This window comes from Burkholderia puraquae, assembly GCF_002099195.1.
GTDB classification, from domain to species: domain Bacteria; phylum Pseudomonadota; class Gammaproteobacteria; order Burkholderiales; family Burkholderiaceae; genus Burkholderia; species Burkholderia puraquae.
Genome location: NZ_NBYX01000009.1, coordinates 108,236 through 132,424, shown reverse-complemented (window position 1 = coordinate 132,424; position 24,189 = coordinate 108,236). Strand labels below are relative to the sequence as shown.

The following is a 24,189-nucleotide window of genomic DNA, read 5'->3' as shown; positions in this document are numbered from 1 at the left end:
CGGCGCTGCTCCCCATGTCCGCATTACGTCGAACGCTCGCCGCGCTGCTGTGTGCGGCCGGTGCCGCGCACGCCGCGTCGCTGCAGATTTCCCCCGTCACGATCGAATTCGGCGCCGACGATACGGCCACCGGCATCACGCTGCGCAATCCGGGCGAGCGCCCCGTGTACGGGCAGGTGCGCGTGTTCCGCTGGGACCAGGCCGACGGCCAGGACACGCTGATGCCCACCCAGGATCTGCTGGCCAGCCCACCGCTCATCGAAGTCGGCACGCAGTCCGAACAGCTGATCCGCGTCGTGCGCGCGTCGCGCACGACAGCCGGCGCCGAGCAGACTTACCGGCTGCTGATCGACGAGCTGCCGCAGCCCGGCGAAGCGCCGGCCAACGGCGTGTCGATCCGGCTGCGCTATTCGATTCCGGTGTTCGTCGAGCCGGCGACCAACGGCGCACCGCAGCTCGACTGGGCGCTCCTGCGCGGCAACGGCGGCTGGGTGCTGCGGGTGCACAACGGCGGCACGCGGCGCGCACAACTGGCGTCGGTCGAACTCGTGACCGGCGACGGCCAGACTTATCCGCTCACGCGCGGCCTGCTCGGCTATGCGCTCGCGGGGCGCACGGGCCAGTGGAGCGTGCCGCTGCCGGCCGGCGTCGCGCTCGGCGGCAAGGTCACGGTGCGGGCGGCCGTCAATTCGCAGCCGGCCAGTGCGGTCGTCGCGGTGGAGCCGCCGGGCTAGACCGCCGGTGCGCCGCCCGGCCCCTTCCCCTTCGCCACGCGCCGGCACGCCCCCGGCCAACGGACGCGGGACGCCGCGACGCTCGCTGCGCGCCGCACTCGCGGCCGTCGGGGCCGGCGGCCTGCTCGCGCTCGGCTGCGCACGCGCAGACGAACCGACTACACTCGTGATGACCGACAGCATGCACGACGTGATCCTCGAAGTCAGCGTCAACGGCGAAAACACGACGCTGCTCGCGCACTTCCGCGAACGCGACGGCCACCTGTCGGCGAGCGGCGCCGACCTGCACACGATCGGCGTCGCGACCGACCGGCTCGGCATCGCCGATGCGACGACGGTCGACCTCGACACGATTCCCGGCCTGCGCTACCGCTACGACGCGGCACACCAGAGCATCGACCTCCAGATGCCCGACACGCTGCGCCGGCCGTACGCGGTCGACAGCCGCGCGTTGCCGCCCACGCAGGCGGCCAGCGCGTCGCGCGGAATCGCGATCAACTACGAGGCGTACGCGCAGACGCTCGGCGACCGGCAGTACTCGCTCTATACCGACGTGCGCTACTTCGATCCGGGCGGCGTGTTCGACACCACGGGCGCCGCGACCTTCTACAACGGCCACCGGCGCTACACGCGCTTCGATACGTCATGGAGCCGCTCGGACCCGGCGCGGCCGAGCACGACGCAGATCGGCGACACGATCTCGGGATCGCTCGCATGGACGCGCTCGGTGCGCCTCGGCGGCTTCCAGTGGCGCAGCAACTTCGCGCTGCGGCCCGATCTCGTGACGTTCCCGATCCCGTCGCTCGCGGGCTCCGCCGCCGTACCGTCGGCCGTCGACCTCTACATCAACAACGTGCGCCAGTACACCGGCAACGTGCCGAGCGGCCCGTTCATCATCCACGACGTGCCGGGCATCACCGGTGCCGGCCAGGCGACCGTCATCACGCGCGACGCACTCGGGCGCACCGTCGCGACGTCCGTGCCGCTCTATGTCGACACGCGCATGCTGTCCGCCGGGCTGTCGAGCTATTCGTTCGAAGCCGGCTTCCTGCGCCGCAACTACGGACTGCAGTCGTTCGACTACGACGCACGGCCGGCCGTCAGCGGCTCGATGCGGCGCGGCGTCACCGATGCGCTGACTGTCGAGGGGCATGCGGAAGCGACCGGCGGCGTGCTCAACGCCGGCGTCGGCGCGCTGCTGCGGCTCGGCTACGCGGGCGTCGTGAGCGGCGCGGTCGCCGGCAGTGCCGGCCGCTATCCGGGCACGCAGGTAAGCGTCGGCTATCAACTGATCGAGCCGCGCTTCTCGATCAACGCGCAGACGATCCGCGCGTTCGGCCGCTACGGCGACCTCGCGTCGCGCGACGGCGCGACGGTGCCGGCGGTGACGGACCAGGCGACGCTCGCGCTGCCGTTCATGCACCGCCAGACGCTGTCGCTCAGCTATATCGGCTTCCGGCTGCCGCAAGGCCCGAGCGCGCGGATCGGCACGGTGTCGTACACGCTGAGCTTCGGCGATCTCGCGTCGCTGAGCGTGAGCGCGTACCGCGACTTCGCGCAGCAGGGCGCGAACGGCGCGTTCGTATCGCTGAACATCGGGCTCGGCCGCAACACGTCGATCAATGCGACCGTCGGGCGCCAGCGCGGCCAGTCGAACTACACCGTCGACGCGAGCCGCCCGCCCGACTACGGCGGCGGCTGGGGCTGGGGCGTGCAGACCGGCGGCACGGGCGCAGTGCCCTACCGGCAGGCGCAACTGCGCTATCTCGGCCATGCAGGCGAAGTCATCGCGGCCGCGCAGAGCATCGACCGCCAGACTGGCGCATCGCTCGACGTCAGCGGCGCATTGGTGTTCCTGGACGGCAGCCTGCAACTGTCACGCCGCATCAACGATGGCTTCGCACTGGTATCGACCGACGGCGTCGCGGGCATTCCGGTGCTGCACGAAAACCGCGTGATCGGCACGACCGATCGTGCCGGGCATCTGCTCGTGCCGGACCTGAACGCGTACCAGAACAACCAGATCGCGATCGACGCGATGAAGCTGCCCGCCGATGCGCGGATCACCCGCACGTCGATGACGGTCGTGCCACAGGCGCAATCGGGCGTCGTCGCGCATTTCGGCGTGGCGCGCTATCGCGCGGCGTCGGTGATCCTGCACGACACCGCCGGCCGCCCGCTGCCGGCCGGCGCGCGCGTACATCATGCGGAAAGCGGCACGGACACGATCGTCGGCTACGACGGGCTCACGTTCATCGACGGATTGAAGGACGACAACCATCTGGCGATCGACTACGGCACGCAGCGCTGCGAAGCAGCGTTCGCGTTCACCGCGCCCGGCAACGGCACGCTGCCGACCATCGGGCCGCTCATGTGCCGGGGGATGCAATGAGGCTCGCGCTGCTGATCCTCGTGGCCTTCATCGCGTGGTGCGGTTCGCCTCGTCACGCACTCGCCGAAAGCTGCACGGCCACCGCGTCGGACGTGAGCTTCGGCTCGGTCAGCCCGATCTCGAACGCGCCGGTCACCGCGACCGGCACGGTCAGCATCACCTGCACGTGGTCGACCGTCTCGCTGACGCCGAACGTGGTCGTATGCCTGAACCTCGGCGGCACGAGCCCGCGCAGCCTCGTCAACGGCAGCAACGCGATGCAGTACGACCTCTATCTCGACGGCGGGCATTCCGTCGCATGGGGCTCCGTGTATTCGGGCACGACACCTGCGTCCGTCACGCTGGTCAAGCCCGCGCTCGGCACGAGCGCGTCCGCGACGGTCACCGTGTACGGACAGATCACCGGAAACCAGCCGACCGTGCCGACGACCGGCAACAGCACCACGACCTACTCGCAGCAGTTCGGCGGCAACACGACGTCGCTCAACACGGGGTTCTACCTGCTCGGTGCGCCGACCTGCGCATCGCTGACGGCCTCGAGCGGCACCTTCCCGTTCGGCGCGACGGCGAACGTCGTCAACAACTGCAACATCAGCGCGACCAACGTGAGCTTCGGCACCGCGAGCGTGCTGTCGGGCACGCTCGCGACGACCGGCACGATCACCGCGCAGTGCACCAACGGCGACGCGTGGAAGATCGCGCTGAGCGCCGGCAGCAGCGGCAACGTGATGGCGCGCCAGATGCAGCGCAGCGGCGGTGGCGGGACGATCGGCTATGGGCTTTACACGGACGCCACGCACGCGGTCGCGTGGGGCGACGGCACGGGCAGCAGCGCGACGGTCACAGGCGTCGGCACCGGCACGTCGCAGGTCGTGACCGTGTACGGCGCGGTGCCGGCACAGACCACGCCCGCGCCCGGCAACTACAGCGACATGATCACCGCGACGATCAGTTTCTAACGGTCGAAGCGGTCGATACGCTGCTCAGAACGTGACGGTCCAGGCCGCGGGCCCACCGATTCCAGGGCTGCGTGGCGGCAGCAGGGCCGCGCGCTCCCCCTGCGCGCGGCTGAGCAGGAACGGGGTGCCGTGCACGCAACTGACGCTCGGGGCGTCGCCTCCCGTGCCAGCGCGCGCACCCGGGCCACCGGCCGCGTCGATCGTGCAGATTTCCGGAATCGTGAGACTGACCCTGAGCGGGATCGACGGCTCGGCCACGCAGGCGAGCGGCCCCGCGCCCAGCATCGCGAGTGCGAACGCGCCCTTTCCGATCCGTCCGGCGGCCTTCATGGTTCAACCCTCTCCTTCCTGGATCCGCCCAGCGTACGCTCGAATCGGCGGCACGCAATCTGGCCCCGACGTTCGCCATGCCGATACCGCGCGGCAAACGTCGTACACCAGCCGTCCGGATGTGTCAGCGGGCAGCGGCAAACCCGCCGAAAAACGCACGCGCGTTTGCGTCGAGACTGTCGAGGTGATAGCCGCCTTCCTGCACGATCACCGTCGGCAACCCGAGTGCGCCGATCGCGCCGCCAAGCCGCCCGAAGCCGCCGGTCGTGACGGCCACCTGCGACTGCGGATCGTCCTTGTAGATATCGAAGCCGAGCGCGAGCACGAGCGCATCCGGCTGGAACCGCGCGAGCGCACGCAGCGCGTCGTCGAGCCGCTCGAAGAACGCCGACTCCGGCGCGCCATGCGGCATCGGCAGGTTGAGGTTGAAACCGTCGCCAGCCCCCGTGCCCGTCTCTTCCTCGTAGCCCGCGACGACCGGGTAGAAGTTGGTCGGGTCGCCGTGGATCGAAACGTACAGCACGTCGTCGCGGCCGTAGAAGATCTCCTGCACGCCCTGCCCGTGATGCATGTCGGTGTCGAGGATCGCGACCCGGCGATGGCGGCCGAGCAGCGACTGCGCGGCGATCGCCGCATTGTTCAGGTAGCAGAAGCCACCGGCCGCGTCGCGGCGTGCGTGGTGGCCTGGCGGCCGGCACAGAGCGTATGCCTCGCGCGCGCCGTCGTTGACGTCGACCGCGGCCGCAAGCGCGCCCTGCGCGGACCAGTACGCGGCGCGCCACGTGTTCGCACCGACCGGGCAACTGCCGTCGGCCAGGTAGCGCGCGGCTTTCGCGAGCACGCCGCGTAGCGGGTTCGGGTCGCGCACGAACACGTTCGACATCACTTCGTCGCCCCAGTCGTCGGGCATCTGCTTCCAGTCGCGGTGCGCTTCTTCCAGGAAGCGCAGGTAATTCATGTCATGCACGGCCGCGATCGGCGCGGTGCCGCGGTCGGCCGGTTCGCGCACGTCGAAGTCGAGCGACCGGACGGCCGCGACGAGCCGCGCCGCACGCTCGGGCACTTCCTGCGGCTCACGCATCTGGCCGCGCGACAGGTAGCTGCGCGGATGGTGCAGCAACTGCTCGGGATGGAAATAGGTCTTCATCGTTCGCCCTCGTCGGTTTGTCGATCTGTCGATTTCACGGTTCGCCGCGTCACGCATCCAGCGCGGCGGCCGCCGCGGCAACGCCCGCCGCGACGCCGGCGCGCGCGAGCACCGCATGCAGCAGCACGTTCGTGCCGCGCGTCACGTCGTCGGGCAGTGCATCCTCGGCTTCGTTGTGCGACAGGCCGTCGACGCACGGGATGAACACCATCGCGGTCGGGACGCGGCGCGCAAGCAGGATCGCGTCGTGCCCGGCGCCACTGACGATCCGCTCGTTCGAATAGCCGAACGCGGCGGACGCCTGCGCGACCAGTTCCACGCAGTCGCGATCGAACGGTGTCGCCGGGCTGCGCCAGCAGGTATCGATCGCGACCTGCACGCCGCGCGCAGCGGCGATACGTGCGCACGCATCGCGCAATTCGCGCTCCATCGCATCGACTTGCGCATCCTCGTGATGGCGCAGGTCGACCGTGAACGTCACATCGCCGGCAATGGTGTTGCGCGACGCGTTGCGGATGCCGACCTGCCCGATCGTCGCGAGTCCGCGCGGCGCATAACCGGTGACGATCCGTTCGAGTTCGAGCGCAATCTGCGCGCTCGCGAAACAGGCGTCCTTGCGATATGGCATCGGCGTCGTGCCCGCATGCGCGGCCACGCCCGTCACCGTCACGTCGAGCCAGCGGATCGCCTGCCCGCCCGTGACGATGCCGATCGTCGTGCCGTTCGCCTCGAGCACGGGGCCCTGTTCGATATGCGCTTCGAAGTACGCATCGACCGCACCGCCCGCCGTACGCGTGCCGCGATAGCCGCATGCGTCCAGTGCCGCGCCGAGCGTGACGCCGTCGGCGTCCTGCCTGGCAAGCGCATCGTCGAGCGGCAACGCGCCCGTGAACACGGCCGAGCCGAGCATCGCCGGCGCGAAGCGCGCGCCCTCCTCGTTGGTCCACGACACGATCTCCAGCGGCTTGTCGGTCGCGATGCCTGCGTCGTTCAGCGTGCGCACGAGCTCGAGTGCAGCGAGCACGCCGTAGACACCGTCGAAGCGGCCGCCTTCGGGTTGCGTGTCGAGATGGCTGCCAACCAGCACCGGCGCGGCCTGCGCATCGACGCCGTCGCGCCGCGCGAACAGGTTGCCGACAGCGTCGACGCTCACCGTCATCCCCGCGTCGCGGCACCACTGCGCGAACAGGTCACGCCCGCGACGATCGTCGTCGGTGAGCGCCAGGCGCCGCACGCCGCCGCGCGGCGTCGCGCCGATGCGCGCCATGTCCGCCAGGCTCTGCCACAAACGGGCGCCGTCGATTTCCAGCAGGTCTTTCATGTGCACTCCGGATGAATTCGTTCGTTGGGGATCACTGCGAGCCGAGCGCTTCGGCGGCGGCCGGCCGTGCCGCGCGGCGCGCGTCGAGCGCGACGATGCAGAGCAGCGAAATGCCGGCCAGACACGTGTAGAACACCGCGAGCGGCCACCACTGGCCCGCGAAGCGATGCGCGAGCCACGTGCCGACGAGCGGCGTCAGCCCGCCCGCGATCGCGCCGCAGATCTGGTAAGCGAGCGAGATCGCCGAATAGCGCACGTGTGCGGGGAACACGTCGCTCACGAAGCCCGCGATCACCGAATAGAAGCCGGCCATGCAGACCACCGCGAGCGCGATGCCGGCAATCAGCGATGCGGACGTGCCGCCCTGCACGAGCATGAACATCGGATACGGCGACAGCATCGCGAGCAGCGCCGCGAGCTTCAGGAAGCGCGCGCCGCCGATGCGTTCGGCGACCCACGCGGCGATCGGCTGCGCGACGAACTGGATGATCGCGACCGCGAACAGGCTGTCGAGGATCAGCGAACGCGAGACGCCGACGTACTGCGTCGTGTACGCGATCATGAACGTGTTCGTGAAATAGACGCCCGCGATGCCGATCGTGTTCGCGCCGATGCAGAGCGCCACGAGCCCCGACGAGGAGCGGAACACTTCCGCGACCGGCAGCTTCACCGTGCGATGGGTTTCCTTCACGCGCGCGAATTCCGGCGACTCGTTCACGCCGAGCCGGATCAGGATGCCCACCACGAGCAGCACCGAACTCGCGAGAAACGGCAGGCGCCAGCCCCACGCGAGGAAGTCGGCCTTGTCCATCGACGTCACCGCGCGGAACGCAATCAGCGACAGGATCAGCCCGGCCGGGCTGCCGAGCTGCGCGAACGACGCGAAGAACGTGCGGCGCCCCTGTGGCGCATGCTCGCCCGCCATCAGCACCGCGCCGCCCCATTCGCCGCCAACCGCGATCCCCTGCACCACGCGCAGTGCGACGAGCAGCACCGGCGCGAGCATGCCGACCTTCGAGTAATCGGGCAGCAGCCCGACGCAGACGGTTGCAACGCCCATCATCATCAGCGTCGTCATCAGCGCCTTCTTGCGGCCGATGCGATCGCCGAGATGGCCGAAGATCACGCCGCCGAGCGGCCGTGCGAAGAAGCCGACCGCGAATGTCGCGAACGACGCCATCGTGCTGACGAAGCGGTCGTGCGACGGGAAATAGAGTTCGCCGAACACGAGCGCGGCGGCGGTCGCGTAGATGTAGAAGTCGTACCACTCGATCATCGTGCCGATGAACGCGGCCGTCGCGGCGCGTCCCGGCTGGCGGGCGGAAGAAAGGGACTGGGTCATGCGGGCTCCTGATGCGCGCCACTGCGGAGCGACGCGCAATATCGTGGACGGCCGTCTGTCGCGGCCTTGCGCCGCACACTGCGGCACCCCTCCTTTATCGGTGGCCGCAAATCATTAGTCAAATTTCAAGTTATTATTCACCGTATAAATTCAACTAATACCGCCTTGACACCCCGCCCGGAGACCCGATGCGCCCCGACCTCGCCCCGTTCCTGAACGACCGCCTCGACTGGAACCTGCTGCGCACTTATCTGGTGATCATTCAGGAGCGCAGCGTGAGCCGCGCGGCCGCGCGCCTGCACGTGACGCAGCCGGCCGTGAGCCAGGCATTGCGGCGACTCGAGGACACGCTCGAGCGCAAGCTGATCGAGCGGCGCGGCACGCACTTCGCGCCAACGCCTGCCGGCGAAGCCGTCTACCGGATCGCGAGCGACATCTACGGCGGCATCTCGCGCCTCGAAACCGAAATCGACGACAGCACGGCCGACCTGACGGGTTCGATCCGGCTCCTGACGGTGAGCCGCATCGAGTCGCCCGTCTACGACGAATTCCTCGCGGAATTCCATCGCGCATATCCGCGCATCGACCTGCAGATCGAAGTGATGCGCTCGTCGGACATTCTGTCTTCACTGCTGCAGAAGACGGCCACGGCCGGGCTCGGCCTGTGCCGCACGCCGCACGACAAGCTCGAGATGCGCTGCTTCCTGCGTCAGCGCTATGCGATCTACTGCGGCCGTCATCACCGGCTGTTCGGGCAGACGCAACTGCGGATGGACGATCTGCTCGCCGAAAATTTCGTGTCGTTCACGAGCGACCAGATTGGCGACAGCCTGTCGCCGCTCACCGTGTTCCGCGACCAGAAGGGCTTCACGGGGCGCATCGTCGCGTCGTCGCCGAGCCTCGAGGAAGTGCGGCGGCTGATCTTCGCGGGTTACGGGATCGGCTGCCTGCCCGAGCACATCGTGCGCGACGACATCGCGCAGCAGCGGCTGTGGCGGCTGCCGCCCGACGACGGGCTCGTCGATGTCGACGTGTTCCTGCTGTGGCATCGCGATCGCAAGATGAACGCGGCCGAGCTGGCGTTTCTCGACGCGATGGAGCGCTGCATGCAGCGCTATTCGCTCGCGGAGCGGCTGGGAAAGTAACGGCGCGAACGCGCCCGCGGAAGGCGCCGGGCGCACACGGCCCGGCGCGTCGGCTTCGTCAGAACCGATGCACGATGCCGAGCTGCACGCCGCGCGCATTCGCACCCGGATACGCGAGCGGCAGGCCGGGGTTCGCCGCACCGGCGAGCGTATAGCCGGCCTGGTTGCGGTTGCGCAGGTACGACAGCGCGCCGTAGAAGCTCGTGCGCTTCGACAGGTCGTACTCGTACATCAGCCCGAGCTGGTCCGCATTGTTGCCCTGCGACGACTGGTCGTGCAGATACGCGTAGCCGAGCGCCACGTAGTTCGCCGGATTGAACTGGTATTTGACCGACAGCCCGTACACGCGCGAATCGATGCCGAGATCGGCCCACTTCACCGCGGAGAAGCCGCCGTACACGGTTGCCTTGCCGATCTCGTACGACGCGCCGGCCATGATCGTGCGATCGGTCGTGGTCGCCGTCGCGTTCTTCAGCCACTGGCCCGCGACGAACGCACCGAACGGCCCGTGTTCGTAGGTCAGGTCAAACTGCTGGCTGGAGCCTGCCGAACGCACGCCGCCTGCATCGCCGAACCCGAAGTACAGCCCGCCCTGGAAGCCTGCGATCTCCGGGCTCTGGTACGACAGCGTATTGCTGGTGCGGAACGCGAACACGGTCAGGTTGTCCATGCCGGACGCCTGCGTGACGCCGCCGAACGCATCCTGTCCGCCCTGGTCGTTGAACAACGGCGAATTCTGGCGGCCCGCGCGCACCTTGCCCCACTGCCCCGCGATGCCGACCCACGCCTGCCGGTTGAACAGGCTGCCCGAACTCGCCAGCGAGCCGTCGTTCGGGTTGAAGCCGTTCTCCAGCGCGAACTCGATCTTCTGCCCGCCGCCGATATCCTCGCCGCCCTTCAGCCCGAACCGGCTGCCCCACTGGCCGCCCGAATTGATCGCCGCCGTGTAGCCGTTGCCCGTATTCACGTACTGCGCGAATTCGTCGATCACGCCGTACAGCGTGACGCCGTCCTGCGCGAGCGCCGCGCCCGATCCGGCGACGCACGCCGCCGCCACCGTCATGCGAAGACCGGCATGCACCATCCGCGCCCGGGAATCGCTCCCGCGGGCTCTCATTTGTTTAGTCATACTATTCAATGGTCAGAGAATGAAACGACACCTCGTGCGGCAGTCGCGCCGCACCGGTATCGCGGGAAAGGAAACATGGGGAAGCGCCCGGCGCAGGCAGCGCCCGGCTCGCGCGACAGTCAGGCCGGCAGCCCGCCGGCCCGATGCGCGTGACGTGTGGTCAGTGGTGAACTTCGCCGCGTTCGAGCGGCAGGATCAGGCGTTCGGGAATGCTGCGGCGCGATGTGCGCGCGCCGATGTAATACAGCACGGCCGGCACGACCAGGCCGAGAATCCACGAGATGTCGGTGCCGCCGAGCGCGTCGACGAGCGGCCCCGTGTAGATGTGCGTCGACATGAACGGCAACTGCACGAGGATGCCGACCACGTAGATCGTGATCGCCATCACGTTCCAGCGGCCGTAGCGGCCGTCCGGATCGGACAGCGCCGGCACGTCGTAGCGCGAGCGCGTGAAGCAGTAGTAGTCGACCAGGTTGATCGCGCTCCACGGCGTGAAGAACGCGAGCAGGAACAGGATGAACGCAGTGAATTCCTTCAGGAACGAATGGCGGCCCGCGAGTGCGATCAACGTGGATACGCAGATCATCCCGAAGATGTAGACGAGGCGGCTCTTCGACGACACGGCGCCCTTGCCGCGAAAGCCGCTGACGATCGTCGCCATCGACATGAAGCTGCCGTATGCGTTGAGCGCCGTCACCGTCACCTTGCCGAACGCGATGCTGAAGTACAGCAGCGCAGCCACGGCGCCCGTCGAGCCGAGGCCGACGATATACGACACTTCATGGTGCGCGAACTGGCTGCCGGCCAGCGCGGCCGCGAACACGCCGAACACCATCGCCGCCTGTGCGCCGATCACCGAGCCCAGGCCGACCGCGACGAACGTCGCGACCGACGACGTCGAGCGCGGCAGGTAGCGCGAATAGTCGGCAACATACGGGCCGAACGCGATCTGCCACGACGCGGACAGCGACATCGACAGCAGGAAGCTCGCGAGCGAGAAATGCTTGTTCGCGAGCAGCGCGCCGATGTCGTGGTTCGCGAACAGCTGCGTGAACATGTAGACGAACGCGGCGATGCCGACCACGCTCGCGATCCGGCCGACGGCATGGATCGCACGATAGCCGAACACGGTCAGCACGACGATCACGGCCGCGAACAACAGGATCCCGGCCGCGTCGTCGACGTGCAGCAGCTGCGCGACGGCCTGCCCGGCCAGCACCGAGCCGCTGGCGGAAAAGCCGATGTACATCAGGCATACGAGCACGATCGGGATCATCGCGCCATAGACGCCGAACTGCACACGGCTCGAGATCATCTGCGGCAGCCCGAGCTGCGGCCCCTGCGCGCCATGCAGCGCCATCACCGCGCCGCCGATGAACTGGCCGAGCAGCAGCGCGACCAGCGACCAGAACACGTCGCCGCCGAGCACCACCGCGAGCGCGCCCGTGACGATGGCCGTGATCTGCATGTTGGCCGACAGCCACAGGGTGAACTGGCTCAGCAAGCCGCCGTGGCGCTCGGCGTCGGGAATGAAGTCGATCGAACGTACTTCGATCAGGCCGCCGGCTTTTCCACTGGGATTCGTTGACACGGGGAAATCTCCAAAATACTCAGGATCACAAATGGTTTGAACGAAACGGGAAACTGCGAGCCGCCCTTTCGGCTCTGCGGGTGCGGGGCGCCGTGGAACGCCGGCATGCGCCACGCACGCATGGTCTGCGCACTGGCGCGCAAGCGGCACGACGTGTGCCGACATTGCCAGCGGATGATTTTGTATATACAACTTGCGAGGTATCGGTGATTACCCGGTATCGGCCCATTTTCGAAATTGTCCGAGCAATCGGCATACGTTCGACCTGTCGAGTCGAAAGTCCGGCGTCGGAATAATGAAAGGTCAGGTGCGGGCGGGCGATGCCTGATCGGGCTCGGCCGCCATGTCGGCGGCGGGAAGCAGGTTCAGCATGCGCCGGGCTGCCTCGACGTCACCCGCATGCAGCCATTCGTCGTAATCGTCCCGGCGCAGGATCACGACACCCCGCTTCTCTTCGCCGGGCCGATGCATCCGCGCGAACAGCGGGTGCGCGTCGGCGTTGACCGTGAGCATCGCCATGCCCACGCGTTCGCGGCCGTCGTCGCCTTCGTAGCGCCGCCAGATGCCGGCGACGCAGCACGGTTGCCAGCCGGTGACGCCGATCCGGTGCCACACGTTGCGACCGGTTTCGTAGCAGGGCTCGAAGATCCAGCACACCGGAATCAGGCAGCGCTGGCCGTTGCGCCACGCGGTGCCGTAGAGCCGCGACGAGCCGACCGTTTCCGACCGCGCGTTCATCGTATCGAGTTTCTTCTTTTTACGGCCGTTCTCGTCGAGCCGCTCCGGCTGCATGAATTTCGGCCAGAAGCCGAACACGGCCGCAACGACCTCGAGGCCGTCGCCGTCGGCGCGCGCGACCGGCGCCGCGTAGTCGGGATACACGTCGGGTGCCCACGGATCGCGGCGGAACAGATCGCCGATGCCGATCTTGAGTTCGCTGATGCCGGGGTCTTCGCCAGGGGCGCGGTAGTGGGTGCACACGGCTCGTGTGGACGATGGAAGCAACGCTTCCATCGTAGGTCAGCACGGGTGCCGCGTCCGCGCTATCGCTTGGTATGACGAAACAGTTTTACGAATCGATGATGCGCCGGGCGCCGCCCGACGCGTGCCGTCACGCGTGCTGCCCGATTCGCAGCGTCAGGATTTCATCGCCTGCGTCGTCGAGCATCCCCGTCGGCATCCAGCCCAGATGCCGGTAGAAGCCGTGCGAGCGTGACGCGGGGTCGGTCGAGCACCCCAGAAACAGCGACGTGAAACCGTTCGCCGCGAGCGCGTCGATCACCTGCCGCAGCAGCCGCTTGCCGATTCCTGCCCCCTCGTACTCGGGCAGGATCGCGAGCACGACAATCTCGCCCGAACCGGTGTCGCCGAAGCAGTAGCCAACCATGCGCCCGTTCGCGCAGCATACGTGGCCCGAGAACAGGCCGTCGCGGATCCCGTCGCCCCAGCTTTCGACGGTGATGCCGAGGCCGCGCAACTGCGCCTCGGTGAATGCGTTCTCGCGCGTCTTGCCGCGCAGTGCGATGCACGCGGCCGCATCGTCGGGAACGGCCTTGCGCCAGGTGAGTTCCGTCATCGTTCAAAAAAGTCGAGGCCAACGTGATCTTCATCCTGTCCGGCGCGCATGTCGGCTTCCTGCCGGACCACGCCGCGGCGCCGTGGGTCGCCGCGGGGAAGATGCGCCGGCTGCCCGCGAGCAAGTTGAGCCATACGGTCGAATTCCAGCTCGCGACGCCGAGGAACTGCGACGGCAGCGAAGCGCCGGACGCGTGCACGGCCGCGCTCGCCGGACACTTCGGCGGGCTCGACGGTTGCGCGGGTCAGTGACCGGCGCGGGCCGCCCGTTGCGCATCAGACGAGCTGGCTCGACGCGATGACCTGCACGCCCGGCCGCGCGTCGATCGCCGCGTCGAGCATCGCGCGGGCAATCCGCGACGCGGGATTCACGCGCCACTTCGCCGGCAACACGGGTCGGGCCACGTTCAACGCGAACACGAACAGACGCTCGCCGAACCTGAATTCGTCGCGGCTGCCGCCGATCAGGCCGGGCCGCACACAGGTGAGCGACGCGAACCCGACGCCGGCCAGCGCCTGCTCGACCTCGCCCTTCACGCGGTTGTAGAAGATGCGCGACGCCGGATCCGCGCCGAGTGCGGAATTCAGCACGTAAGCCGGCGTGCCGTAGCGGTGCGCGAGCCGCGCGACCGCGAGCGGATAGTCGTGGTCGACGCGCCGGAACGCCGCCTGCGAGCCGGCGGCCCGCATCGTGGTGCCGAGCGTGCAGATCACCGCATCGGCATGCCACCAGTCGGCCGCGTCGGGCAGATGATCGAAATCGACCTCGATCGCGCGCATCTTCGGATGCGGCGACAACGGGCGGCGCGCGAGGACGATCACCTGATCGACCCGCGCATCGGCGAGCGCGACTTCGAGGACGTGTCGCCCGACGAGTCCGGTCGCGCCGACGAGCAGCAATTTCATGTCCGGTTTCTTCCGTGTGGAGCCTGCGTTGGCGGGCCGGGAACGGCCCGGTTTCCGGCTTCCCACATGATCGTCGGCCGGCCCGGCGCCGGCAACCCTCCAACATCTCTAAAAGTTACAGGACGCACGCGACGAACCGGCCGCCTGCCGCGACACGCCGGGCGCGACACCCGTCCGCGCGTCAGACATGCAACGCATGCCCGAGCGCGCGCAGCGCGGCCTCCTGCAGCGCTTCGCCGAGTGTCGGATGCGCATGGATCGTGCCGCCGATGTCCTCCAGCCGCGCGCCCATCTCCAGCGACTGCGAGAACGCCGCGGCCAGCTCCGACACGCCGCGCCCGACCGCCTGCCAGCCGACGATCAGGTGGTTGTCGCGCCGCGCGACGACGCGCACGAAGCCGTCGGTCGCCTGCAGCGTCATCGCGCGCCCGTTCGCCGCGAACGGGAACGAGGCGCTCACGCAATCGACATCGGCCGCACGTGCGTCGTCCGGCGACCAGCCGGCCGTGACGATCTCAGGATCGGTGAAGCACACGGCCGGGATCGACGCGGGCATGAACTTGCGGCGCTTGCCGGCAATCAGCTCGGCCACCATCTCGCCTTGCGCCATCGCGCGATGCGCAAGCATCGGCTCGCCGGCGACATCGCCGATCGCCCAGACGTTGCGCATCGACGTCCGGCATTCGTCGTCGATCCACAGCGCGCGACCATTGCGATCGAGCGGCAGCGACTCGAGCCCGAAGCCGTCGACTCGCGGCCGGCGGCCCACCGCGACCAGCACGCGATCGGCCGGCAGCGTCTGCTCCGCGCCGTCGGCGGCCTGCACGCGCACCGCGCCGTGTTCCGCGAGCCCGAGCACCTTGTGGCCGAGCAACAGCCGCACGCCCAGCCGCGCGAGCGAATCGGCGACCGGCCGCGCGAGTTCCGCATCGTATGCGGGCAACACGCGCTCCGCCGCTTCGACGACGCTCACGTCGACGCCGAGCTTGCGATAGACGATCCCGAGTTCGAGCCCGATATACCCGGCCCCGACGACGACCAGCCGCTTCGGCAACGTCGCAGGCGACAGCGCCTCGGTGGACGAAACGACATGCCCGCCGAACGGCATCGACGGCAGCGCGACCGGTTCGGAACCGGTCGCGAGCAACAGGTGCTCGCAGCTGATTCGCGTCGCGTGGCCGCCGGCGACGACGTCGACGGTCTTGCCGTCGACCACCTGCGCGTCGCCGTGCAGCACGCGCACGCCGTTCTTCTTGAGCAGCGCGCCGACGCCGCGCGTCAGCCGGTCGACGATGCCGTCCTTCCATGCGACGCTTTTCGCGATGTCGATCTCGGGCGTACGCACGCGAATCCCGAGCGCGCCTTCGCCGGCATGACCGCGGGCCTGCTCGAATGCGTCGGCCACGTGGATCAGCGCCTTCGACGGAATGCAGCCGATATTCAGGCACGTGCCGCCGAGCCGGTCGCGCTCGACGAGCACGGTCGGAATGCCGAGCTGGCCGGCGCGAATCGCGGCGACGTAGCCGCCCGGGCCGCCGCCGATCACGAGCAGCGTGGTGTGTTCGTTCTTCATCGCGCTCACTCCACGAACAGCAGTGCCGGGCGTTCGAGCACCGCGCGCACGGCCTGGATGAATTCGGCCGCGTCCGCCCCGTCGACGACGCGATGGTCGAACGACGACGACAGGTTCATCATCTTGCGCGCGACGACCGCGCCGTCGCGGATCATCGGCCGCTCGACGATCCGGTTCACGCCGACGATGCCGACCTCGGGATGATTGATGACCGGCGTCGACACGATGCCGCCGAGCGCGCCGAGGCTCGAGATCGTGATCGTCGAACCGCTCAGCTCGTCGCGCTGCGCGCGGTTCGCGCGCACCGCATCGGCGAGCCGCGCGATCTCGGCAGAGATCGACCACACGTCGCGCGCTTCGGCGTGACGCAGCACGGGCACCGTGAGGCCGCCGTCCGTCTGCGTCGCAACGCCCATGTGCACCGCGCCGTAGCGCGTGACGACACCCGCTTCGTCGTCGAAGCGCGCGTTGATCTGCGGAAAGTCGCGCAGCGCGATCACCATCGCGCGGATCAGCAACGGTAGCGGCGTGAGCTTGCCGCGCGTGTCGCCGTGGCGGCGGTTCAGTTCCGTACGCAGCGATTCGAGCTCGGTGACGTCGATCTCCTCGACGTAGCTGAAGTGCGGAATGCGGCGCTTCGCTTCCTGCATCTTGCGCGCGATCGCGCGCCGCAAGCCGATCACCGGCACTTCGGTTTCGTCGTTGCGTTCGTCGTAGCCATGCGCTTGCGATCCGCGTGATCCGCGCGCCGCACCGCTGCCGGTGCGCGCATACGCGTCGAGATCGGCGTGCAGGATCCGCCCTGCTTCACCGGTGCCGCGCACATAGCGCAGCTCGATGCCCATGTCCCATGCGCGCTGGCGCACGGCCGGCGACGCGAGCGGGCGCTCACCCGCTGCGAGCGCCGCACGCGGCAGCCCTACGTGCTCCGTGTGCTCCGTGTGCTCCGTGTGCTCGGCGTGCTTCGCGCGACGCGGCTCCGCGGGTGCGTGCTTCGCCGCCGGCCTTGCAGGCGACTCTGCCGGCGCCTCGGCCACTGCCTTCGACGGCGCTGCCGCGACCGGTGAGGTTTCTACCTTTGATTCTCGCACCGGTGCACCGGCCTTCAGGTTGCCGTCGCCTTCGACCTCGAGGCGAATCAGTTCGCTGCCGACCGCCATCATCTCGCCGATCCGGCCACCGAGTTCAATCACCTTGCCCGTCACGGGCGACGGAATCTCGACCGCCGCCTTGTCGGTCATCACGTCGGCGAGCGGCTGATCTTCCCTGATCGTCTGCCCGACTTCCACGTGCCAGGCCACCAGCTCGACCTCGGCAATCCCTTCGCCGATATCCGGCATCTTGATGACATGAATCCCCATCTCACGCCTCCATCACGCGTCGCAACGCTTCACCGACCCGGGCCGGGCCCGGAAAGTACGCCCATTCCTGCGCATGCGGATACGGCGTGTCCCAGCCCGTCGTGCGCTCGACCGGCGCTTCGAGGTGGTAGAAGCAATGTTCCTGGACCAGCGACACCAGTTCCGCACCGTAACCGCAGGTGCGCGTTGCCTCGTGCACCACGACGCAGCGCCCGGTCTTGCGCACCGACGCGACGATCGTGTCGAGGTCGAGCGGCCACAGCGTGCGCAGGTCGATCACCTCCGCGTCGATGCCCGTCTCCTCGGCCGCGGCGAGCGACACGTGCACCGTCGTGCCGTAGGTCAGCACCGTCACGTCGTTGCCGGGCCGCACCACGGCGGCCGTATCGAGCGGCACCGTGTAGTAGCCCTCGGGCACCGCGCTTGCCGGATGCTTGAGCCACGACGTGACCGGCCGATCGTGATGGCCGTCGAACGGCCCGTTGTACAGCCGTTTCGGCTCCAGGAAAATCACCGGATCGTCGTTCTCGATCGATGCGATCAAGAGCCCCTTCGCGTCGTACGGATTCGACGGCATCACCGTGCGCAGCCCGCACACCTGCGTGAACATCGCCTCCGGGCTCTGGCTGTGCGTCTGGCCGCCGTAGATGCCGCCGCCGCACGGCATGCGGATCGTCATCGGTGCGATGAACTGGCCGGCCGAGCGATAGCGCAGCCGCGCGCCTTCCGACACGATCTGGTCGGACGCCGGATAGAAATAATCGGCAAACTGGATCTCGCACACCGGGCGCAGCCCGTAAGCGCCCATCCCCACCGCCGCGCCGACGATCCCGCTTTCGGAGATCGGCGTATCGAACACGCGCGACTTGCCGTATTTGTTCTGCAGTCCTTCGGTACAGCGGAACACGCCGCCGAAATAACCGACGTCCTGCCCGAACACGACCACGTCGCTGTCGCGCCCGAGCATCACGTCCATTGCCGAGCGCAGCGCCTGGATCATCGTCATCGGCTGCGTTGCCGTGCCTGTCTCTTGTTGCGCCATGGTCATGCTCCCAGTTCCTGGCGCTGACGGCGCAGGTGCGCGGGCAGCTCCTTGTACACGTCGTCGAACATCGACGCCGGCGACGGAATCCGGTCGTCGGCCAGCGTGCCGTATTTCTCCGCTTCCTTCTGCGCGGCGATCACTTCGGCCTCGAGCTCGGCCGTCAGTGCTTCGTGCGCGCTGTCCGACCAGATGCCCTTGACGATCAGGTGGCGCTTGAAGCGCTCGACCGGATCGCCGAGCGGGAAATGGGACCAGTCGTCGCTCGGCCGGTACTTGGTCGGATCGTCCGACGTCGAATGTGCGCCCGCACGGTAGGTCACCCACTCGATCAGCGTCGGGCCGAGATTGCGGCGCGCGCGTTCGGCCGCCCAGCTCGACGCCGCGTAGATCGCGAGGAAGTCGTTGCCGTCGACGCGCAGCGACGCGATCCCGCAACCCACGCCGCGCCCCGCAAACGTCGTGCCTTCACCGCCTGCGATCGCCTGGAACGTCGAGATCGCCCACTGGTTGTTGACGACGTTCAGCACGACCGGCGCGCGGTACACGTGTGCGAACGTGAGCGCGGTGTGGAAGTCGGCTTCGGCCGTCGCGCCGTCGCCGATCCACGCGGACGCGATCTTCGTGTCGCCCTTGATCGCCGAAGCCATCGCCCAGCCGACCGCCTGGATGAACTGCGTCGCGAGGTTGCCGGAAATGGAGAAGAAGCCTGCTTCGCGGTCCGAGTACATCACGGGAAGCTGGCGGCCTTTCAGCGGGTCGCCTTCGTTCGACATCAGCTGGCAGATCATCCGCTCGAGCGGCACGTCGCGCGCGATCAGGATGCTCTGCTGCCGGTAGGTCGGGAAGCACATGTCGCCGTCGCGCAGCGCCATCGCGTGCGCGGTGCCGATCGCCTCTTCGCCGAGGCTCAACATGTAGAAGGAGATTTTCTTCTGGCGCTGCGCGATCATCATGCGCGCGTCGAAAATGCGGGTCTTGAGCATTGCGCGCAGGCCGGCGACCAGCCGCGCATCATCGAGATCCGGCGCCCACGGGCCGACCGCCTTGCCGCTGTCGTCGAGCACGCGCACGAGGCTGCGGGCGAGATTGGCGGTGTCCGCCGCGGCTACGTCGATCGGCGGGCGGCGAACCGCGCCGGCCGGCGATAGATGCAGATAGGAAAAGTCCGTCTTGCAGCCCGGGCGCCCGGTGGGCTCCGGCACATGCAGACGCAATGGCTCTGACAGGCTCATCGTGTCGTCTCCACGCTCGATTGTGTCTCACGCTGATTAGGAACGCGCGGCCGGTTGCCGGCCTGCGCGCGAGCTGGCGTGCGGATAGGCACGTCAACCTTGAAAATTTATGCGTTGCGGCGCCGGACGTCGATGACCAAGCCGCTCGACCGCAGTGAGCAGATTTGCCATGTTGCGGCGCGGTGAGACCGTGGTTCCAGCTCGCACGGATCGGGGTCGAACGACGAATGGATGGCGCGGGCCAGCCGGATCAAGTCAGACGATACAAGGCAAAAGACCCCGCAGAAATCCTGGATTTCTGCGGGGCCTTCGTACGTGCGGCCGCGGCGGACGATCACGCGGGCAGCGCCCGCTTCCGGCTCCGTTACAACACGTGCAGCATCACGCGCCCGGGCGGGCGATGTCGAACCGGCTGTCGGGCTGGACATGCACATAGGCTGACGGTCCACCCGCACGAAGAATGATGCCCGCGCCAAAGGTGTCGAAGATCCCGTCCTTCAGCAAATCATTGCGGATATGAACAGCGACGACCTCACCCAACACCAGCGAGGCCGCCGTCTCGACGCCTCGATGGTCACGCAACCGGATCACGTCGGTCACCTTGCATTCGAAGTTCACGCCGCTTTCCGCGACGCGCGGCACGTCGACCAGGCGCGACGGGATCGCGGTCAGGCCGCCGAGTTCGAACTCGTTGACGCCGTACGGGACCGCGGCGCAGGTCCGGTTCATCCTGTCGGCGAGGTCGCGAGTCGCGAGATTCCACACGAACTCGCCGGTCTCCTGGACGTTGCGCAGGCTGTCCTTTGCCGTGGTACTCGAAAAGCCGATGATCGGCGGATGGTAGTTGAATGCGTTGAAGAAACTGTACGGTGCGAGGTTGACCGTGCCGTCGTTGCCGCGGGATGAAATCCAGCCGATCGGGCGCGGACCCACGATCGCGTTCAAAGGATCATGCGGAAGGCCGTGGCCTTGCGACGGTTCGTAATAGTGATGGGTCGAGTCGGTCATGACGAATGGTCTTGCGAAAGGCAAACTGCGTGGGATCCATCGGCAGAATCACGTGCGCCGATAACGGCAGCGGCGTCCTGTACGACGTGCGTGCCCTAGTATCACATCACGTCGCTTTCGTCGCAGCGAGGTGGCAAGCAAAGACGCATGAATCACCAGGCGCCTGCCGGCGATGGCGCTGGCTCACCGGACGACGAACCTTTCGACACTGGGGAAATGTCCGGCTTTGCCTGTCACGTCATCCGGGTCGAGGCGATGCATCGCGCCGTGCTTCAGGTGCTCGATTCGCCAACACGAGCCAGAAAATCGATCAACTATCGCGACGAGGACTGGCGCAATCGATTGAGCGCGGCAACCGGCGGAGCAGGATTCGACGTCGCCTTCGCTTCGATCGGCGGGACCGTGGCCCACGCATTCGTATCGAGTCTCGCGACGCATGGCCAATTTGTCGGCTATGGGGCGGCAAGCGGATACCGCGTGCCCAATGATCGAGCGCGCAGACGCTCCGGTCCCTGGATGGCACACGCACCCGGTGCTACGCCCGTGCAACAAAAAACCCGCGAGCGCTGGGCTTCTCGCGGGCTTTCGTCCCTTCATCGAATCGCCTGAACGCGATCGTGGTGCCGGGGACCGGACTCGAACCGGCAAGCCAGTTAAGGCGGCGGATTTTCGTCACACTGCTTCTTTCAAAGCCGGCGTCGCGTGCGCGATGCCGTTCGTGCGCTGGACTATGCCTTCACCGTCGCGCGCGGGCGTGCCTGCTGCCCGTGCGCCTTAGGCGCCCCCCGTCTAGTCTCTACACCTTCCTCGCGGGTTCCGCGAGGCTTGGCTCGGCGTTGCCTCGATGCGCGCATCAGGGGTTTCGCCGAATTTGAAGGGTTCTGCACCGACCGTTTCCGGTCGGGCACTCAATCGTTTAAGTCCGCTATGTTTACCAATTTCATCACCCCGGCAAGAGGGCGGACGCGATTCTACCATTGCTTGCGCATGCGCTCCCTTATTCTGCGGCGCCGCATCGCGACACTCCCGCCGCCGCAGGGAATCCTCGTTTGTCGTCGACACCGGCGCGCCGCCGCCCACGATTTCCTCCTGCGCCGCAACATCCCCGATACAATCGAGTCCGCGTCGTCCGGCGGCCCTATCCGTCAGACGTTTGTATCGTGCTTTTTGCGAAACAAGCGTCGCCTGCGTCATCGCGAAGTCACAAACATTTTCGATAATTTTCCGGCCGAAAACGTTTACATCGCATGACTTCATGACCTCGACCATCAAGGACGTCGCTGCCCTCGCGGGCTTCTCGATCGCCACCGTCTCGCGCGCGATCAACGCCCCGCATACCGTCAGCCCGGCCACGCTGCAGACCATCCGCACCGCGATCGACACGCTGCAGTTCCGCCCGAGCCCGCTCGGCCGCCAACTGCGCGGCGAGCGTACGCGCCTCGTCGGGGTCGTCCTGCCGACGTTGTCGAACCCCGTGTTCGCCGACTGCCTGCAAGGCATCGACGAGCTCGCGACCGCGGCCGGCTTCAAGCTGATCCTGATGACGACCGAATACGACGCGGCGCGCGAGCGTCACGCGATCGAGACGCTGCGCGAGCAGCGCGTCGAAGGGCTGATCCTCACCGTCGCCGACGCCGATACGCACCCGCTGCTCGACATGCTCGACCACGACGGCCCGCACTACGTGCTGATGCACAACGACACGCAGCGCCGCCCGTCGGTATCGGTCGACAACCGCCGCGCCGCCTATGACGGCGTGCGGCTGCTGACCGCGCGCGGGCACCGCCGCGTGCTGATGCTGGCCGGCTCGCTCGCCGCATCGGATCGTGCACGCCAGCGCCATCTCGGCTATGCGCAGGCACTCGAGGAAAGCGGCGTCGCCACGCTGCCGCCGGTCGAAGTCGACTTCAACGCGCCCGAGCTGCCCGACGCGGTGCTCGCGCATCTCACCGCGCACGCGACGCGTCCGACCGCCCTCTTCTGCAGCAACGACCTGCTCGCGATGGTCGTGATGCGCGGCCTGCGCCGCGCGGGCTTCTCGATCCCGGACGACCTGTCGGTGCTCGGCTTCGACGGGATCGCGATCGGCGAACTGCTCGCGCCGCCGCTCGCGAGCGTTGCGACGCCGAACCGCGACATCGGCCGCCACGCGTGGCAGCGTCTCGTCGAATGCATCGGCGGCGCAGCCATCGAACGCACGTCGCTGATCCTGCCGCACGCGGTGCGCGACGGCGCGACAGTCGCCCCGCCGGCCACCGACCTGCAGTTGCGCAAGGCCTGAACGGCACGCCGCGCCACTACACACGTACACAACCACACCACCCCAGCGCCTCACCCTCGCCCGGAGACCTACCGTGTCCTTTCGCCTGACCTCGCTGCTGCGTGCGCTTGCCGCGCCGCTCGCCTGCGCCGCGCTCATCGCCGGCGCGCCCGCCGCCCACGCCGACGAAACGGCGATCTGCTACAACTGCCCGCCCGAATGGGCCGACTGGGCCGCGCAGATCGCGGCGATCAAGCAGAAGACCGGCATCCGCGTGCCGTTCGACAACAAGAACTCGGGCCAGTCGATCGCACAGCTGATCGCCGAGCAGAAGAGCCCGGTCGCCGACGTCGTCTACCTCGGCGTGTCGTCGGCGTTCCAGGCGAAGGACAAGGGCGTGATCGCGCCGTACAAGCCCGCGCACTGGAACGACATCCCCGCGAACCTGAAGGACCCGCAAGGCTACTGGTTCGCGATCCACTCGGGCACGCTCGGCTTCTTCGTGAACAAGGACGCGCTCGACGGCAAGCCGGTGCCGCGCTCGTGGGCCGATCTGCTGAAGCCGGAATACAAGGGCATGGTTGGCTATCTCGATCCGTCGAGCGCGTTCGTCGGCTATGCGGGCGCGGTTGCCGTGAACCAGGCGCTCGGCGGCAGCCTCGACAACTTCAAGCCGGCGCTCGACTGGTTCAAAAAGCTGAAGGCGAACGCGCCGATCGTGCCGAAGCAGACCGCGTATGCGCGCGTGCTGTCCGGCGAGATTCCGATCCTGCTCGACTACGACTTCGATGCGTATCGCGCGAAGTACAAGGACAGCGCGAACGTCGAGTTCGTGATTCCGAAGGAAGGCACGATCGCGGTGCCGTACGTGATGAGTCTCGTGAAGGGCGCACCGCACGACGCGAACGGCAAGAAGGTGCTCGATTTCGTGCTGTCGGACGAAGGCCAGAAGCTGTGGGCCAACGCATACCTGCGCCCGGTGCGCGCGCAGGCGCTCGGCGCCGACATCGCGTCGAAGTTCCTTCCGGCGAGCGAATACGCCCGCGCGAAATCGGTCGACTTCGGCAAGATGGCGGCCGGCCAGCAGGCATTCGGCCAGCAATACCTGCAGGTCATGCAGTAAGCGGCCGGACATCATC

Annotated in this window: 22 protein-coding genes; 8 read left to right on the top strand and 14 right to left on the bottom strand. The window is 67.8% G+C overall.

Annotated elements, in window-relative coordinates; genetic code table 11:
- The first annotated feature begins 14 nt into the window (after positions 1-14).
- The 3 genes from B7G54_RS18915 to B7G54_RS18905 all read left to right on the top strand — a co-directional run bounded on the left by B7G54_RS18915 (position 15) and on the right by B7G54_RS18905 (position 4,085).
- Entirely contained in the window at positions 15-734 is a 720-nt protein-coding gene (locus B7G54_RS18915; protein ID WP_085040465.1) for a fimbrial biogenesis chaperone, read from the top strand.
- Between the two features lie 169 nt (positions 735-903).
- Positions 904-3,126: a fimbria/pilus outer membrane usher protein gene (locus tag B7G54_RS18910; RefSeq protein ID WP_244289379.1), complete on the top strand. Its 2,223-nt coding sequence runs from the start codon at positions 904-906 to the stop codon at positions 3,124-3,126.
- A complete protein-coding gene (locus B7G54_RS18905) occupies positions 3,123-4,085 on the top strand; it encodes a Csu type fimbrial protein (RefSeq protein WP_085040463.1) in 963 nt (320 codons plus the stop codon). The genes B7G54_RS18910 and B7G54_RS18905 overlap by 4 nt, the downstream gene beginning before the upstream one ends.
- A 24-nt stretch (positions 4,086-4,109) precedes the next feature.
- Here the strand turns inward: B7G54_RS18905 and B7G54_RS18900 are convergent, their stop codons facing one another.
- From B7G54_RS18900 to B7G54_RS18885, 4 genes are all read right to left on the bottom strand, one after another.
- Entirely contained in the window at positions 4,110-4,415 is a 306-nt protein-coding gene (locus B7G54_RS18900) for a hypothetical protein (RefSeq protein ID WP_085040462.1), read from the bottom strand.
- Positions 4,416-4,539: 124 nt separating this feature from the next.
- Complete coding sequence (locus B7G54_RS18895) at positions 4,540-5,562, bottom strand: histone deacetylase family protein (protein WP_085040461.1); 1,023 nt, start codon at positions 5,560-5,562, stop codon at positions 4,540-4,542.
- A 49-nt stretch (positions 5,563-5,611) separates the two neighbouring features.
- Positions 5,612-6,883 (bottom strand): Zn-dependent hydrolase, encoded by a 1,272-nt coding sequence (locus tag B7G54_RS18890; RefSeq protein ID WP_085040460.1) that lies wholly within the window; start codon positions 6,881-6,883, stop codon positions 5,612-5,614.
- A 31-nt stretch (positions 6,884-6,914) separates the two neighbouring features.
- Positions 6,915-8,225 carry an MFS transporter gene (locus B7G54_RS18885; protein ID WP_085040459.1) on the bottom strand — a complete coding sequence of 437 codons (1,311 nt, stop codon included), beginning with the start codon at positions 8,223-8,225 and terminating at the stop codon, positions 6,915-6,917.
- Between the two features lie 188 nt (positions 8,226-8,413).
- Between B7G54_RS18885 and B7G54_RS18880 the strand changes: the two genes are divergently transcribed.
- Positions 8,414-9,370 (top strand): LysR family transcriptional regulator, encoded by a 957-nt coding sequence (locus B7G54_RS18880; RefSeq protein WP_085040458.1) that lies wholly within the window; start codon positions 8,414-8,416, stop codon positions 9,368-9,370.
- A gap of 58 nt (positions 9,371-9,428) precedes the next feature.
- Here B7G54_RS18880 and B7G54_RS18875 read toward each other — a convergent pair whose 3' ends face one another.
- The 4 genes from B7G54_RS18875 to B7G54_RS18855 all read right to left on the bottom strand — a co-directional run bounded on the left by B7G54_RS18875 (position 9,429) and on the right by B7G54_RS18855 (position 13,666).
- Complete coding sequence (locus tag B7G54_RS18875) at positions 9,429-10,499, bottom strand: porin (protein ID WP_085040457.1); 1,071 nt, start codon at positions 10,497-10,499, stop codon at positions 9,429-9,431.
- Between the two features lie 160 nt (positions 10,500-10,659).
- Positions 10,660-12,090 carry a purine-cytosine permease family protein gene (locus B7G54_RS18870; protein ID WP_085040456.1) on the bottom strand — a complete coding sequence of 477 codons (1,431 nt, stop codon included), beginning with the start codon at positions 12,088-12,090 and terminating at the stop codon, positions 10,660-10,662.
- A 303-nt stretch (positions 12,091-12,393) separates the two neighbouring features.
- Positions 12,394-13,071 carry an SOS response-associated peptidase family protein gene (locus B7G54_RS18860; RefSeq protein WP_085040454.1) on the bottom strand — a complete coding sequence of 226 codons (678 nt, stop codon included), beginning with the start codon at positions 13,069-13,071 and terminating at the stop codon, positions 12,394-12,396.
- A gap of 130 nt (positions 13,072-13,201) precedes the next feature.
- Complete coding sequence (locus B7G54_RS18855; RefSeq protein WP_085040453.1) at positions 13,202-13,666, bottom strand: GNAT family N-acetyltransferase; 465 nt, start codon at positions 13,664-13,666, stop codon at positions 13,202-13,204.
- Positions 13,667-13,689: 23 nt separating this feature from the next.
- On the opposite strand from B7G54_RS18855, the gene B7G54_RS39340 reads away from it, so the two are divergent.
- On the top strand, positions 13,690-13,917 hold the full coding sequence (locus B7G54_RS39340; RefSeq protein ID WP_175130498.1) for a type 2 periplasmic-binding domain-containing protein: 228 nt from the start codon (positions 13,690-13,692) through the stop codon (positions 13,915-13,917).
- A 24-nt stretch (positions 13,918-13,941) separates the two neighbouring features.
- On the opposite strand, the gene B7G54_RS18845 is transcribed toward B7G54_RS39340, so the two are convergent.
- The 6 genes from B7G54_RS18845 to B7G54_RS18820 all read right to left on the bottom strand — a co-directional run bounded on the left by B7G54_RS18845 (position 13,942) and on the right by B7G54_RS18820 (position 20,790).
- Positions 13,942-14,571, bottom strand: a complete 630-nt coding sequence (locus B7G54_RS18845; protein WP_085040452.1) for an NAD(P)H-binding protein — start codon at positions 14,569-14,571, stop codon at positions 13,942-13,944.
- A gap of 181 nt (positions 14,572-14,752) precedes the next feature.
- The gene (gene lpdA / locus B7G54_RS18840) at positions 14,753-16,144 is read right to left on the bottom strand and encodes a dihydrolipoyl dehydrogenase (RefSeq protein ID WP_085040451.1); all 1,392 of its coding nucleotides are present in this window, start codon (positions 16,142-16,144) and stop codon (positions 14,753-14,755) included.
- Positions 16,145-16,149: 5 nt separating this feature from the next.
- Positions 16,150-17,505: a dihydrolipoamide acetyltransferase family protein gene (locus B7G54_RS18835; protein WP_085040450.1), complete on the bottom strand. Its 1,356-nt coding sequence runs from the start codon at positions 17,503-17,505 to the stop codon at positions 16,150-16,152.
- 1 nt (position 17,506) lies between these two features.
- Positions 17,507-18,553, bottom strand: a complete 1,047-nt coding sequence (locus B7G54_RS18830) for an alpha-ketoacid dehydrogenase subunit beta (protein ID WP_425266503.1) — start codon at positions 18,551-18,553, stop codon at positions 17,507-17,509.
- Positions 18,550-19,782, bottom strand: coding sequence for a 3-methyl-2-oxobutanoate dehydrogenase (2-methylpropanoyl-transferring) subunit alpha (locus B7G54_RS18825; protein ID WP_085040448.1), 1,233 nt, complete (start codon positions 19,780-19,782; stop codon positions 18,550-18,552). The genes B7G54_RS18830 and B7G54_RS18825 overlap by 4 nt, the downstream gene beginning before the upstream one ends.
- 381 nt (positions 19,783-20,163) lie before the next feature.
- Positions 20,164-20,790, bottom strand: a complete 627-nt coding sequence (locus B7G54_RS18820) for a flavin reductase family protein (RefSeq protein ID WP_085040447.1) — start codon at positions 20,788-20,790, stop codon at positions 20,164-20,166.
- 147 nt (positions 20,791-20,937) lie between these two features.
- On the opposite strand from B7G54_RS18820, the gene B7G54_RS38675 reads away from it, so the two are divergent.
- The 3 genes from B7G54_RS38675 (at position 20,938) to B7G54_RS18805 (ending at position 24,173) form a co-directional block, all read left to right on the top strand.
- A complete protein-coding gene (locus B7G54_RS38675) occupies positions 20,938-21,399 on the top strand; it encodes a zinc-binding dehydrogenase (protein WP_133059189.1) in 462 nt (153 codons plus the stop codon).
- Positions 21,400-22,045: 646 nt separating this feature from the next.
- Positions 22,046-23,071: a LacI family DNA-binding transcriptional regulator gene (locus B7G54_RS18810; RefSeq protein ID WP_085040445.1), complete on the top strand. Its 1,026-nt coding sequence runs from the start codon at positions 22,046-22,048 to the stop codon at positions 23,069-23,071.
- A 73-nt stretch (positions 23,072-23,144) separates the two neighbouring features.
- Positions 23,145-24,173 (top strand): ABC transporter substrate-binding protein, encoded by a 1,029-nt coding sequence (locus tag B7G54_RS18805; protein ID WP_085040444.1) that lies wholly within the window; start codon positions 23,145-23,147, stop codon positions 24,171-24,173.
- Positions 24,174-24,189 lie beyond the last annotated feature (16 nt).

Coding starts and splice junctions, on each gene's coding strand:
- B7G54_RS18890 (WP_085040460.1), bottom strand. CDS start 6,883: ATGAAAGACCTGCTGGAAATCGACGGCGCCCGTTTGTGGCAGAGCCTG.
- B7G54_RS18855 (WP_085040453.1), bottom strand. CDS start 13,666: ATGACGGAACTCACCTGGCGCAAGGCCGTTCCCGACGATGCGGCCGCG.
- B7G54_RS18830 (WP_425266503.1), bottom strand. CDS start 18,553: ATGACCATGGCGCAACAAGAGACAGGCACGGCAACGCAGCCGATGACG.
- B7G54_RS18825 (WP_085040448.1), bottom strand. CDS start 19,782: ATGAGCCTGTCAGAGCCATTGCGTCTGCATGTGCCGGAGCCCACCGGG.
- B7G54_RS18875 (WP_085040457.1), bottom strand. CDS start 10,499: ATGACTAAACAAATGAGAGCCCGCGGGAGCGATTCCCGGGCGCGGATG.
- B7G54_RS18910 (WP_244289379.1), top strand. CDS start 904: ATGACCGACAGCATGCACGACGTGATCCTCGAAGTCAGCGTCAACGGC.
- B7G54_RS18900 (WP_085040462.1), bottom strand. CDS start 4,415: ATGAAGGCCGCCGGACGGATCGGAAAGGGCGCGTTCGCACTCGCGATG.
- B7G54_RS18810 (WP_085040445.1), top strand. CDS start 22,046: ATGACCTCGACCATCAAGGACGTCGCTGCCCTCGCGGGCTTCTCGATC.
- B7G54_RS18880 (WP_085040458.1), top strand. CDS start 8,414: ATGCGCCCCGACCTCGCCCCGTTCCTGAACGACCGCCTCGACTGGAAC.
- B7G54_RS18885 (WP_085040459.1), bottom strand. CDS start 8,225: ATGACCCAGTCCCTTTCTTCCGCCCGCCAGCCGGGACGCGCCGCGACG.
- lpdA (WP_085040451.1), bottom strand. CDS start 16,144: ATGAAGAACGAACACACCACGCTGCTCGTGATCGGCGGCGGCCCGGGC.
- B7G54_RS18820 (WP_085040447.1), bottom strand. CDS start 20,790: ATGACCGACTCGACCCATCACTATTACGAACCGTCGCAAGGCCACGGC.
- B7G54_RS18895 (WP_085040461.1), bottom strand. CDS start 5,562: ATGAAGACCTATTTCCATCCCGAGCAGTTGCTGCACCATCCGCGCAGC.
- B7G54_RS38675 (WP_133059189.1), top strand. CDS start 20,938: ATGAATCACCAGGCGCCTGCCGGCGATGGCGCTGGCTCACCGGACGAC.
- B7G54_RS18905 (WP_085040463.1), top strand. CDS start 3,123: ATGAGGCTCGCGCTGCTGATCCTCGTGGCCTTCATCGCGTGGTGCGGT.
- B7G54_RS18835 (WP_085040450.1), bottom strand. CDS start 17,505: ATGGGGATTCATGTCATCAAGATGCCGGATATCGGCGAAGGGATTGCC.
- B7G54_RS18915 (WP_085040465.1), top strand. CDS start 15: ATGTCCGCATTACGTCGAACGCTCGCCGCGCTGCTGTGTGCGGCCGGT.
- B7G54_RS18845 (WP_085040452.1), bottom strand. CDS start 14,571: ATGAAATTGCTGCTCGTCGGCGCGACCGGACTCGTCGGGCGACACGTC.